Below are 13,439 nucleotides of genomic sequence, written 5' to 3'. Positions count from 1 at the left end.
CCAACAAAAAGTGACCGTAGTCGTGTGACAAACTAAATACCCATATTGTTCCAGAATGGACAATACACTCATCCGATCGACTCCTAACGCCTATTCTCCGGCCCCCAAATCATAATCGCTGATGTCAAAATTCCACATAAAATGAATACGGAAATTTAAAATATTCACTTCACAAATTTGGAAACATTGAAATTTGATTACGCTTACAAATACCTTAAAAATGATCGCTGGAATATAAGTTTTCAACACTATTCATCTCAATCTATCGACTATACAATAAAGTCATATTCTCCAAGCGGCAGCTTGAGTCGGGGGAAGAGGGAGGAGTGAGGATGGTTTGGAGCAGCTAACGAAGGTAGGCACAACGCATCGGACAAAGCAGCTCACGGTGGTGAAACGATCCATCTGGCGTGAAATTGTGAAACAGAAATATGCTCATTTGTTCGTTATAACGGGAATGCTGATTGTCTTCATCTTCCATTACTTGCCGATGTTCGGCATTTTGATGGCATTTAAAAATTATTCAATCTCGAGTGGCATTAAAGGGATCTTTACCAGTGAATGGGTAGGGCTCAAATATTTCGAGGAGTTTGTCCACGCTTACAATTTCAAGCTCATTGTAACGAATACGCTGGCAATCAGTCTTTTGAAATTAGTCTTTACCTTCCCGATGCCAATTTTATTGGCCATTATGTTTAACGAAGTGCGGCATCAGTTCTTTAAGCGTTTCGCACAGACAGTCAGCTACTTTCCTCATTTTATTTCGTGGATCGTCGTTTCCGGGTTGCTCGTTGTCTTCTTGTCGACCAACAATGGCATTGTAAACGATTTATTGAAGGGATTAGGACTTGTGAAGAATTCACTTCCTTTCCTGTCCAGTCCGGACTATTTCTGGGGACTAGCTGTCACGACGGCCATGTGGAAAGAGGCGGGCTGGTGGGCGATTATCTTCCTCGCAGCGATCAGCGGTCTTGATCCTACGTTGTATGATGCGGCCGAGATGGATGGAGCCGGTCGATTACGCCGTATCTGGCATATCACACTGCCTGGCATCCGTGGCACGATTATCGTCGTACTTATTCTTGCAGTTGGAAGCATGCTCGGCGGAGGCCTTGTTGGATCCAACTTTGAGCAATCTTACTTGCTCGGTAATTCGATTAATAATGAACGCTCGGAAATATTGCAAACGTATGCGTTTAAGATGGGCTTAGCGCAAGGACGATACGCTTATGCGACGGCAATCGACTTAATACAATCGGTAATCGCTATCATTCTTGTATTCGGAAGCAATTACCTGTCCAAAAAAGTCACCAAAAACAGCTTGTTCTAACAGCGGAAAGGAGTCAAATATGCATCGCAGAACGATCGAAGATCGCATCGTTGATATCGTAAATATAAGTTTGCTTGTTATTATCGCACTGGTTACGATGTACCCCTTTTACTATTTAATTATTATTTCGTTCAATAACGGGCTTGACACCACGCTGGGCGGCATCTATTTTTGGCCAAGGGATTTTACCCTAAACAATTATGACAAGTTTCTCAGCGATCCGAAGTGGATTAAGTCTTTTGGAGTCTCCGTGATAAGGACAGGTATCGGAGCGGCCGTCACGATCTTCTTTACGTGTTTGACAGCGTATGGTCTGGCGTATCGTAATCTGGTGTTTCAGAAGTTCTACTTTTCATTCTTCATCATTGCCATGTACACCTCAGGCGGACTGATCCCCTATTACGTTGTACTGCGCAGCATAGGATTACTCAATACATTTTGGGTTTATATTGTTCCAGGTGCAGTGACAATCTTCTTCCTCATTATTGCAGTCTCATTCTTCCGTGAGATCCCTGCGGAGATGGAGGAATCGGCGCGAATAGATGGGGCTTCGGATTTAACTATTTTTTTGAAAATAATCCTACCCGTCTCCAAACCGCTAATTGCTGCAATGGGATTGTTTATAGGCGTTGGCCAATGGAACTCATGGATGGATTCGGCCTATTTTGTCAATAAGGATTCGCTCCGGCCATTAACCTACCGTATGATGGAAGTTATCAATCAGGGTATGATTCCAACGGATATGGCTTCTGCGGATTACGCTGCGGCCGTTACGGGTGTGACAACCTTCTCGATCCAGGTGACAGCGATGGTTATTGCGGTTATACCGATCCTTCTTGTCTATCCTTTTTTACAAAAGTACTTTGTACAAGGAATTATGATCGGTTCTGTAAAGGGTTAAGCAGCATTCGTTTGATTTCTAGTGTATGACGTTGGTGGAACGCGGAATAAAACCACAAATAAAAAATAGGTTTTATTCCGTTTCATATATAAGGTAGATATAAAAAGGAGGCAATTCAATGAAGAAGGTTTTTAAATCGACAGGGTTGATAGCGCTTGCAGGGATGATGTTACTTACAGCCTGTTCAAGCGGCAACAGCGGCAGCAGTCCGGAACCTAGCAAAGAGAGTACCGCACCAGCTGCCACGCAAGAAGCCAAGAAAGCTGACCAAAAACCTGTAGAGCTTACGGTATTCGTCAATATGCCATGGTGGTCTCTGAAAGACTGGAGCGGCAAGGTTCCGGAAGAAATTACTAAGAAAACCGGAATTAAGCTGAACGTTCAGGTTGCTACGGATGATAAACAGCTTCCGCTTTTGATCGCTTCAGGCGATTTACCTGATTTGGTATATACAGCTACTGATCTGACGCGCATGGCCGTCAGTAATGTATCCTATCCATTGGGGGACTTAATCAAGAAGTATGCGCCGGATTTCAAAATTAGTAAAGAACGTATGGGCGTCAACACGATGCCAGACGGCAACTTCTATACGATACGAAATGCATACTCTACGGAGCAAGAATGGAAAGATAATCCAAAAGCAATACCAGGCACGAGCGGTATGACCTTCCGCCAAGACATTATGGAAAAAATTGGTAATCCTTCACTGAATAACTTGGATGATCTTACCGCGGTTCTGGGCAAAGTGAAAGCTCAGTTTCCGGATATGACGCCGCTCGTGTGGGATAAAGATCAAATCGGTCAAAATCTACGTATCAACTTCGGATTGAAGAAAGCCAAAGGCTTCGTGGACATAGATGGTGCTGCGAAATACTACCTGAAAGATAAAAACTATTTGAATTACTACCTGTACATGAACAATCTGTACCGCAAAGGATATATGACGGCTGAGAACTTCACCTTTAAGGACGCTCAGCAAGATGATCAATTGGTATTGAACGGTAAAGCCTTTGCCCATGGCCACGGTAATGCGGATACGACCAACCCGCAATTGGAAAAACTTGGGGCAGCATTCAAAATGACGCAAGTGACGAAGCTGCTTAGCGACCAAGCGGGTGTTCCGATGGGTGGATCCGGCTGGGCAGGCATGTATATTACGAAAAAGAACAAAAACCCAGAAGCTTCAATTAAATTCCTGCAGTTCATGTACAGTGAAGAAGGACAAAAGCTTGGACTTTACGGTATTAAGGGCGAAGATTGGGAATATAACGAAGCAGAGAAATATCCGGTTATGAAATATGATTTCAACAACGCTGAAATTCAAAAGAAAATGGGTGTTGTTTGGTGGGGGCTGATTGGCAGCAGCGGCGTTAACGAAGCACTACAACGTTATAGCCCGACTTCTCAAATGACGAAATGGGGTCTTGCTAATAGGGCCGCTCTTAAGTTCAACCCTGCACTGGGTCTAGTTGCTACAGAACCGGATACAGAAGAGCAAGTGATTGAAGCTCAAATCCAAAACATGGTTACGACCGAGGAATTGAAAATCTATTTGGCTGCTTCCGAAGCAGAAGCCAAAGCTCAATACGACGCATTACTGAAGAAGGCTGAAAGTCTTGGACTGGCGAAGCTAGAAACTTGGGCTACTGCGAAGTACAAAGAATATCAGAAAAACTTTTAATCGTAGCTTGATGTAGACACTACAAAATTGGATGCTTGCCGATATGGCCGAAATGCGTAAATATTTCGGCCATTGAGTCGAGCCATTTATTTTTGACCACATTAGAAACGCGGTCGCTCATCATCGAAAGGCTTCGATAGAAGTTTTTCTCATTTTCAGGAGGAACCTTACATGAATTACAAGAATCTGCGAGAGGGGTTTGCTTCGCCAGATCCGGACTACGGTCCAGTGCCGTTTTGGTGGTGGAGTGCGGAGGAAGTAACAGCGGAACGCGTACGATGGCAATTACAGAAATTCCGCAGCGGAGGCTTGCGCAATATCGGCATCATCAATATTGCGCCGACGGGTCCGCAATACGGCAGCGTTGCCGACGATCCGCCATACTTTAGCGAACGCTGGTGGTCTATGTTCGAAGTGGCTGTGCGGGAAGCGCAGAGGCTAGGTATGCGTATTTTCTTCTACGACCAAATCGGCTTCTCGGGATCGAACTTCCCAGCTCACCTTGTCGCGGAGCATCCGGAATTGGCTGGCTACCAGCTACGCAGACTTGCACATGGCGAGGAGTTGTCTGAAGGTGCAGAGTTGCTAACTGAGAGCGGCGGCTACCGTTACATAACGGTTCGGCAAGGATTTAACTGGCTTGACAAGCACGCGACAGAGCAGTTGTATGATCGGATTTATGGCGAATTCGAGCGGCGTTTTCCGAGTGAGCTAGGCCTGACGATTGGCGGCAGCTTCCAGGATGAGCTTCCATCGATGCCGTTATGGACAGAGAGCCTTCCCAAGCTATATGTCGAACGCTATGGCGAGGACTTGATTGCAGCCTTGCCGGCCCTGTTCGAGGATATAGAGGGAGCCTCGCTTATACGCAGGCGAGTTTACGAACTAGCGACCGAGTTGGCGGAGGAAGCGGTGTTCAAGCTGCAATATGAGTGGCACAAGCGCCATAATATGCTGCAGTGCTGCGACCAGGCCGGGCCTGCGCGCCGCGCCGATCTGCATGGTGCGCAGCGGCTTTATCTGGATTATATGCGCACGCATCGCTGGTATAATGCAGCTGGCAGCGATATGGACGGCGAGATTAAGCCGCATGCTTCGATGGTTCATTTGCACGGGGGCAAACGCGTGTTTCTGGAGTCTTTCCATACGAGCGGTTGGGGCGGAACGATGGAGGAGACGATGCACTGGCTAGTGCCTTGGCTGCAGTCTGGTGTGACGCTTTACAGTCCGCACTCTGTCTATTACAGTACGCGTGGCGGATGGTGGGAGTGGGCGCCGCCCGATACGGGATGGCGTCAGCCGTATTATGAACATTATGGCGTGTTTGCCGATACAGTCAGCCGCGCGTGTTGGCTGTTAACGCAAGGAACGCATGTTGCCGATGTCGCGGTTCATTATCCTTCGCACGCGGCATGCGGCTGGATGTCGCTGTCAGACGGAGGGCCGCTCCAGCATCCGATGGCTGTCGCCAACATGATGCCGCATAAGCGGATCGGGCATGTTCAAGAGGTCTACCAATCGCTGACAGGCCGCTGGAATCGCAAGGAGCGCAATAAACCAGGTGCGCTTCGCTCCGCATGCATCGACTTTGATGTGACGGACGATTCCGCTTTGGAGATTGCGAAGTTGTCGGATAATAAGCTCCGAATTGGCGACGAATCGTTCTCTGCACTATTGCTATGCGGCACCACGATTATGGATGATGCTGCCCTAGCGAAGGTGAACGCATGGCTTGAAACCGGCGGTCTAGTTATTGCTGTACAGTGCGGAGAGGATGATCCGGTGCTGGAGGGTGCTATGTATGTCAGCTCCGTCCAAGAAGCGTTAGAAATCCTTGAATCGAAGTCACTGGGTCGCGCAAAAGGGCCGAATATGCCGTTGATGCGCAGGATAGCGGACGCAGATATATTCCTTTTGCTGCCAGAAACGGGAGAGCTGCTGCCGATGCACGAACCATCTGGAGAGGGGGTGCCTCCTCCGCGGAGCGCGCGTTATCGTCTGCGCACTGTAGGCCACCCGCAGCTGTGGGATCCGGTTAGTGGGAAGGTATCCCCGCTTTCATTCAGCAGGGACGGTGAATGGGTTGAGCTGGAAGTGGTGTTCGACAGCTGGCCAGCGGCATTCGTCGTATGCCCATGGGTTCCAACGGAGGCTGGAGTGTTGGGTCATTCCACGCCCCCATCGGACAGAATGGCGTTGCCGGCGGAAGTACCGGCACTTCCTGCAGAGAAGGAACCGGTGGCAGAGCTGCATGACTGGCAGGTACTGGCTGTACCAACGCTTGATAATCGTTATGGGGATTTTGATTTACATGGCGGTCAAACTGCTTTTGCGCCGATCGAACGCCGCGAGGTGCTTGTCGCGTGCGAGGAGAGCGAAGCAGACGGCATGGCAGCTAACTGGCATGTGAGCACTCTTGACGATTCAGTTTGGATGAAGCGGCTGTGGAGCGAGGCTGCTTACTGGGAAGCATCTCGGGATCAGAGCTTTGATGCAGGCAGCATATGGCGGGTCGTCTACAGCAATACGCTGGGGGACCTGTCGTTCCGGACATGGGCGGGGCGGATGGGCCGGGTTCCCCGCAAATTCTTAAATTTGGGAATGGCGGATCTTGGTGATCAGGTATGGGCGAGGACGAATGTAGTAGCGCCGAGTGCTGGGACGTACTGGCTGCGCACAGAGAGCAATGCGGCAATAGCCCTATGGGTGAATGGAGAAAGGATCACATGCAGCGGCGGTCCTGAGGAGCAGACAGCTGCCGTGAACCTGAAGCACGGAGCCAATTCGTTACTGCTGTGTGCGGAGGCGCTGGCGGGTGGGCTGATTCGCGCAGGGGTTACCTTGTGCGCGGAAGAGCAAGAGCCGCTGCCAAAGTGGATTTATTCTTCTAGCCCTAATTCGAAAACTCGGTTGTCGTACACGATTTCCGAGCCGGAGAACAGTGGTGTCAGTCGGGTACGCGCCATCTTCTGTGCTAAGGAGCGCGTTGCGCTCTATGTGAACGGCAAGCATATAACCGAGCATGGCGATTTCAATCCGTATATCCGGCAGGGTCAAGAAGAGATTGATTTGACGAGGTATTGGCAAGGTGGCGACAATACCATCGAGCTTGTCATGCCAGAGGGTCAAGGTGTGGCAATGGTAGACGGCGTGATCGAGCGTGTGGATGGAAGGGGCCAAATGTTCTGCACTGGGTCATCGTGGCTAAATGAACAGGGACAGCCTGCAGAGGTTTTGCATGAAGCAGTGCTGCAGTTTGCCGAGACGGAGACGATGTGGCTTCCGGTCCGTGCACATCCGTTGCCGAATGTCAGCTGGCTGATGCCGGATGCCAAACCGATGTCTCAGCCGCTGCCGTTCGTCCGCGACACATCTCAGCTTGGGAAACCGATCTGGCTGCGCTTCCCACTCCCGGCGGGCGCCACGGCGCTTCAGGTCATCTGCGCCGGAGCGTGTGAATGTTGGATAGACGGCGAGCGGAAGGTAATGCGTGACGGCAAGGCACTATTCGAAGCACAATCGGCAAATACAATGGCTGCGCTTCGCATCGTGCCAAGTGATATGAGTACAGAGACGGACGTGCTGCTCGCGCCGATTCGGTTCGAAGTTGCGCCTGTGCAAGGAGAACTAGGCGATTGGAGATCGGCGCTGTGCCTGCCGCATCATAGTGGCGTGGTTGAGTATGAATCGATGGTCGAATGGAAAGAAGACAATGGTGCGGTACTTGAGCTGGGGCATGTTCGCGGCACGGCAGAGGTATGGCTGAATGGCAGCCCGCTCGGTGTACGCGCATGGGGCCCATATCGATTCAAGCTTGATTTCGGCCCGGGAACGCATCATCTGCGTATTCGGGTGACGAACACGTTGGGGACCCATTATGAAATCGGCCGCCCGTCAAGCAATGTCGGTGGATCCACGAATCCGAAGGTATCCTACTGGCAGCCTGAGTCAATGCCTGAGCATTGGGAAAAGGCGTTTGCAGCCGGCGGCCTGTACGGCCCCGTTCGCCTGTACGCAACGAAATAACAACTTGCGCGAATGGAATCGATAGAATAAAATTCCAATAATGGTAAGTCAAATTCAAGGGCTATACAATGTCAGCAACCGCACGATGATCATAGTACAGCTCAAAGTACGAGGAGGGATAGCATGCTTAACCTGATGATCGTAGATGACGAGCCCTTTATGTTAAAGGGGCTGATGAATATCATTGAGAAAGGGCAGACACCATGCTCGCAGATCGTCAGTGCGTATGATGGATTTGATGCGCTTGAAAAGCTGGAGAACTTCCGTCCCGATTTGATTATTACGGATATTCAAATGCCGGAAATGAACGGACTAGAACTGATACGAAAAGTACGTGAGCGAGGCCTGTGCAATCGCTTCATAATTTTGACCGGATACGATGATCCCACCTATTTGCACCAAGCAATACGTTGTAAAGTGATTGATTATCTGTTAAAGCCGATTAATAAGGCAGAGCTTTATGATGTGATGTCGAACCTGTCGCTTGAGCTACTGGAAAGTGAAGATGAGGTTACCTCTCAAGCTTCGTTAGATTGGGAAGAAAGTGTCCCAGGCGTTGACTACGATCAAATGTCCAAAAACGTCAAAAAAATTATCCGTCATATCGAGACGCATTATAAGGAAAATATTTCACTTGATCAAATTGCTGAGCATGTATACTTACATCCTAATTATATATCTTCGCTCTTTCGAAAAGAGACTGGGCTGACGCTGATCAATTATTTACATCTGTACCGCATTAAGAAGGCGAAGTTACTGATGCTGGGCGATTCGATGGATTCCTTACACCGTATATCCGAGCAAGTTGGGTACGAGAGCGTCCGACACTTCTTCAGCGTTTTCAAAAAATATTGCGGTCTCACGCCGAGCGAATATCGGCAGCACTACAAAATGCACTAGTCAATACAAAATGTTGTAAATGGTCTGAAACTGCTGGAACGGCGGATACTTGCGTTGGTTGGGGAATCAGGCAGAGAGATGATCAGTAATCCCAAACAATGAGAGCTTGAGCGTAATTACGCATCAAGCTCTCATTGTATATCGCAGTTGAACTAGGAGGTAATTGAAATGAATAATCATAAATTATGGGATAACGGCAGACTAATTGTTACGGAAAACGGACGCTATTTGCAGCATGCTAACGGTACTCCGTTTTTTTGGCTGGGAGATACGGCATGGCTGCTCTTAAAGCGGACGACGAGGGAGCAGGCGCTAACCTATCTGCTTGATCGGAAAATCAAGGGCTACAATGTCATCCAGATCATGCTTGTGCATGATCTGAATTCTGAGAACGCTTACGGAAGATTGCCTTTCCGAGATCTCGATTTGGACTATCCCGATGCGGAACAATCTGCAGCGTTTACAAGTTATTGGTCATATGCGGATGAGGTGATCGGCATGGCAGAGCGTGAAGGGCTGTATGTCGCGCTTGTCCCCGTATGGGGCAGCGTTGTTGAGCATTATTCAACCAATGCCGGGACAGCAGAGCGTTACGGCGAATGGGTCGGTAATCGCTACAAGGATCGTCCTAACGTGATCTGGATGAATGGAGGCGATATCCGTGGCAGCGATAATATGGATGTATGGCTCAATATGGGACGTGCGATACGGAAGGCTGCTCCAGATCACCTGATGACGTTCCATCCGTATGGGCGGACACAGTCCTCGACGTGGTTCCATAGCGAGGATTGGCTCGACTTCAATATGTTTCAGTCAGGGCATCGCAGCTATGAACAGATGGATGAGGACAATCCCGACACGTTAGTTGGCGAAGACAACTGACGATTTGTGCACATGGATTGGGCCAAAGTACCAGCGAAGCCGACGATAGATGGCGAGCCGTCTTATGAGGATATTCCACATGGCTTGCATAACTTGGAAGCTCCAAGATGGAAGGCAGACGACGTAAGGCGTTATGCCTATTGGGCAGTGTTCGCAGGCGCATTCGGACATACATACGGACACAATGCGGTCATGCAGTTCCACACAGAGGAGCGGGGAGTCGGCGCATACGGCTGTACGCGGAGCTGGATCGATGCGCTTAATGATGACGGCGCGAAGCAGATGGTCCATTTGAAGAACCTGTTCCTATCTAGACCTCATAATGAGCGGACGCCAGACGAAACGGCGATTTGCGGCGATCCAGGTTACCGATACGATCGTTTATTCGTGAACTTGGGAAAAAGTTATTTGATGGCGTACACCTATACGGGCCGGACGATCACCCTGCGGCTTGGTCTATTCTCCGGCAAGCGTGCTGCGGTTTGGTGGTTCAATCCGCGAACAGGTGAAAGTGAATCTGCTGGTGTAGTGGACAACGAGGGAACGCAAGAGTTCGTTCCTCCAACTGTATGCGTACCAGGCAACGACTGGGTGCTGGTGCTTGACGATGTCGATCAAGGATTTGCGGCGCCAGGTCTCCCTCTTTTACGCTAATTATGTACCAAATCTACAGCAAATTCATTAATAATGAACGCTGTATTACTGCAATTCTGCGATTACAATTAAAAGAATAGATAGTGCTTACCTGCACGTAATAGCTCAAAAGATTCTTTGAAGCTAAGGGGACGAATAGCTGATGTTTACGGAGCCGAATTATTTATAGAGGAGAAGATAGAGTGGTGCTGAAGAATATGCCGCAATACAAGACGATTCTGTTCCAAGGCGATTCCATTACTGACGGTGGCAGGGGACGCAACGATGATCTTAACCATATACTAGGACATGGCTATGCTTACATTATAGCCAGCAAGCTGGGGCTTGAGCTGGCCGAGAAGCAGCCCTTGTTTATCAACCGGGGTGTCAGCGGAGACCGCGTTTTCGATTTGTACGCCCGGTGGAACGAGGACGCCATTAGTCTCCGGCCCGATGTGATAAGCATCCTGGTCGGAGTCAATGACGCCGGGCGGATCGTCAACGGAGGACACGGTGGTGCATCGGACCGGTTCGAGAGGGCTTATCGACATCTGTTGGAGGAGACGTCTGAAGTGCTTCCGGCAGCAGGTATCGTGCTGTGCGAGCCGTTTATACTCAAACTTCCTCCAGTCTCGGATAGATGGGAAATCTGGCAGGAACGGATCGTGCGCTATCAAGATATCGTGAGGAAGCTTGCCGACGAATTCGGAGCCGTCTTCGTTCCGCTGCAGTCCACTTTTAATGAGGCTTGCATGTTGGCAGAACCGTCGTACTGGATATGGGATGGGGTTCACCCGACGGCGGCGGGACACGGTTTGATCGCTAAACAATGGCTATCTGTCGTTCAACAAAGCGGTCTTCGCATCCATTGAAGGGTATCACAATTGTTTTACCGCCGGGAATGAGATCGGTACGACTGGGGCTTATACTCAATCGTATTTGCCTTTTCCGATTACAATTATAAGAAAAGATAGCGCTTACCTACACGTAATAGCTCAAAAGATTCTTTGAAGCTAAGGGGACGAATAGCTGATGTTTACGGAGAACTTACCGAAGGTAATGTACGGAGGAGACTATAACCCGGAACAATGGCCACGCGAAATTTGGGATGAGGACATGCGGCTGTTCCAGATCGCCGGCGTTGATATTGTCACGCTCAACGTTTTCTCGTGGGCGCTTAATCAGCCGGATGAGAACACGTATCGCTTTGACTGGCTGGACGAGATGATGGATAAGCTTCATGCACAGGGAATTAAGGTTTGCCTTGGTACGTCGACAGCGGCTCATCCTGCATGGATGGCGATGCGATATCCCGATGTCACGCTGGTTGAGCATGACGGCCGCAAGCGAAAATTCGGACGCCGGCACAATTCTTGCCCGAACAGCCCAACCTTCCGGCTATATTCGGAGCGGATGGCACGCAAGCTTGCGGAGCGCTATATGGATCATCCTGCATTACTGCTGTGGCATGTCAATAATGAATACGGTTTGAGATGTTATTGTGACAACTGCGAGGTGGCGTTTCGTGTATGGCTTCGCGAACGGTACGGCACGCTCGAGGAGCTGAATCGCGCCTGGTATACCCGATTCTGGGGCCATACGTTCTATGATTGGAACGAAATTGTGCTGCCGAGCGCGCTTAGTGAGCACCTAAGCTCGAGCAATCCAGATGATACCGCCTTCCAAGGCATTTCGCTCGATTATGACCGCTTTAATTCGGATGCCATTCTGGCCTGTTACAAGCTGGAACGGGACGCCATCAAGGACGTAAATCCGGATGCGGTTGTGACGACGAACTTTCAAAGCAACGGCACGTATAAGCCACTTAATTATTTCAAATGGGCGAAGGAACTGGATGTCATTGCGCTCGATATGTATCCCGCAGACGACATGACCCCGAGCCAGATGGCGATGCGCTATGATCTGATGCGAGGATTGAAGGGCGGAGACCCATTCATGCTGATGGAATCGTGCCCGACCCAGCTGAACTGGCGCCCCCGCAATGCACTGAAGCGTCCTGGCATAAATCGACTATGGAGTTATCATGCAATCGCCCGCGGTGCGGATGCGGTTATGTACTTCCAACTGCGTCGCTCGCTCGGAGCTTTCGAGAAATTCCACGGGGCCATGATCGATCATGCCGGCCATGAGAATACCCGGGTATTCCGGGAATGTGCCCGGATCGGCAGTGAGCTTCAGAAGCTAGGCGATACTTTGCTTGGCGCTCGCTCTGATGCTCGGGCGGCGATCGTGTTCGATTGGGATAACTGGTGGGCGATAGAGCATTCCAGTGGACTAACCGTGGATCTGCGCTATGTCATAGAAGTCGAGAAGTATTATGACGCCTTCTACAGCCGGAACATACCGGTTGATATGATCAGCGTGGAAACGGCTCTGACTGATTATGAGATTGTGGTTGCTCCGGTGTTGTATTTGCTTCATTCGGGCTATGCCGCACGTTTGGAACATTTCGTGGAGCAAGGCGGCACGCTCGTTACCACAACGTTTAGCGGCATCGTGGGCGAGAGCGATCTGGTTACGCCTGGCGGTTACCCAGGCGAGCTTCGCGAGCTGCTCGGTATATGGGTGGAGGAGATCGATGCACCGATGGAACATCAGAGAAATCGCGTCGTCATGACATCGCAGCTTGGCGAGCTGGAAGGCTCATACGATTGCGGCGTGTTGTGTGATGTCGTTCATGCCGAGGGCGCAGAGCCGTTTGCTGTATTCGAGCGCGACTTCTACCAAGGCTTCCCTGCCATTACGCGCAACCGACGCGGATCGGGCGAGGCGTGGTACATAGCGACCTCGCCGGAGCCATCTATGCTGAGCGGACTGATCGGGCATTTGTGTGAAACGTGCGGCATACAGCCATTGCTGGATACGCCTTCTGGCGTGGAGGTGTCCGTCCGTGTCAAAGACGGAAAAGCATTCCTGTTCTTGCTTAATCATAACGAAGCTTCGACTGAGGTTCAGATCGGTGCGGGCACCTATGTTGATTTATTAAGCGGTACTTCACACGGAGGCACGGTGCTGCTTGCTGGGTTGGATGTCCGGATTATGGCGCTCGTTCATGCGTAAGACAC

8 protein-coding genes and 1 pseudogene are annotated in these 13,439 nt (G+C 50.0%); all 9 read left to right on the top strand.

Features of this window, described 5'->3' with window-relative positions; translation table 11 throughout:
- The first annotated feature begins 337 nt into the window (after positions 1-337).
- The 9 genes and pseudogenes from ASG89_RS00190 (at position 338) to ASG89_RS00150 (ending at position 13,434) form a co-directional block, all read left to right on the top strand.
- A complete protein-coding gene (locus ASG89_RS00190) occupies positions 338-1,330 on the top strand; it encodes an ABC transporter permease (RefSeq protein ID WP_235549526.1) in 993 nt (330 codons plus the stop codon).
- 19 nt (positions 1,331-1,349) lie between these two features.
- Positions 1,350-2,231, top strand: coding sequence for a carbohydrate ABC transporter permease (locus ASG89_RS00185; RefSeq protein ID WP_057308299.1), 882 nt, complete (start codon positions 1,350-1,352; stop codon positions 2,229-2,231).
- Positions 2,232-2,349: 118 nt separating this feature from the next.
- On the top strand, positions 2,350-3,912 hold the full coding sequence (locus tag ASG89_RS00180; RefSeq protein ID WP_057308298.1) for an extracellular solute-binding protein: 1,563 nt from the start codon (positions 2,350-2,352) through the stop codon (positions 3,910-3,912).
- Between the two features lie 171 nt (positions 3,913-4,083).
- Entirely contained in the window at positions 4,084-7,938 is a 3,855-nt protein-coding gene (locus ASG89_RS00175) for a hypothetical protein (protein ID WP_057308297.1), read from the top strand.
- Between the two features lie 123 nt (positions 7,939-8,061).
- Positions 8,062-8,838, top strand: coding sequence for a response regulator transcription factor (locus ASG89_RS00170; RefSeq protein ID WP_057308296.1), 777 nt, complete (start codon positions 8,062-8,064; stop codon positions 8,836-8,838).
- Between the two features lie 168 nt (positions 8,839-9,006).
- Positions 9,007-10,029 (top strand): annotated as a pseudogene (locus ASG89_RS35995) (DUF4038 domain-containing protein); the annotation flags it as partial.
- A complete protein-coding gene (locus ASG89_RS38495; protein WP_414813232.1) occupies positions 10,003-10,374 on the top strand; it encodes a putative collagen-binding domain-containing protein in 372 nt (123 codons plus the stop codon). The pseudogene ASG89_RS35995 and the gene ASG89_RS38495, both read left to right, overlap by 27 nt.
- 197 nt (positions 10,375-10,571) lie before the next feature.
- The gene (locus ASG89_RS00155; RefSeq protein WP_082592581.1) at positions 10,572-11,225 is read left to right on the top strand and encodes an SGNH/GDSL hydrolase family protein; all 654 of its coding nucleotides are present in this window, start codon (positions 10,572-10,574) and stop codon (positions 11,223-11,225) included.
- 160 nt (positions 11,226-11,385) lie between these two features.
- The gene (locus tag ASG89_RS00150; protein WP_057308293.1) at positions 11,386-13,434 is read left to right on the top strand and encodes a beta-galactosidase; all 2,049 of its coding nucleotides are present in this window, start codon (positions 11,386-11,388) and stop codon (positions 13,432-13,434) included.
- Positions 13,435-13,439 lie beyond the last annotated feature (5 nt).

The organism is Paenibacillus sp. Soil766 (assembly GCF_001428105.1).
Taxonomy (GTDB): domain Bacteria; phylum Bacillota; class Bacilli; order Paenibacillales; family NBRC-103111; genus Paenibacillus_E.
The sequence above is the reverse complement of the archived record's forward strand: the minus strand, read 5'-3'. Positions and strand labels throughout refer to the sequence as shown.

What these genes read in the sequence shown, in the direction of transcription:
- ASG89_RS00185 (WP_057308299.1), top strand. Translation starts at nt 1,350, where the DNA reads ATGCATCGCAGAACGATCGAAGATCGCATCGTTGATATCGTAAATATA.
- ASG89_RS00180 (WP_057308298.1), top strand. Translation starts at nt 2,350, where the DNA reads ATGAAGAAGGTTTTTAAATCGACAGGGTTGATAGCGCTTGCAGGGATG.
- ASG89_RS00175 (WP_057308297.1), top strand. Translation starts at nt 4,084, where the DNA reads ATGAATTACAAGAATCTGCGAGAGGGGTTTGCTTCGCCAGATCCGGAC.
- ASG89_RS00170 (WP_057308296.1), top strand. Translation starts at nt 8,062, where the DNA reads ATGCTTAACCTGATGATCGTAGATGACGAGCCCTTTATGTTAAAGGGG.
- ASG89_RS38495 (WP_414813232.1), top strand. Translation starts at nt 10,003, where the DNA reads ATGGTCCATTTGAAGAACCTGTTCCTATCTAGACCTCATAATGAGCGG.
- ASG89_RS00155 (WP_082592581.1), top strand. Translation starts at nt 10,572, where the DNA reads ATGCCGCAATACAAGACGATTCTGTTCCAAGGCGATTCCATTACTGAC.
- ASG89_RS00150 (WP_057308293.1), top strand. Translation starts at nt 11,386, where the DNA reads ATGTTTACGGAGAACTTACCGAAGGTAATGTACGGAGGAGACTATAAC.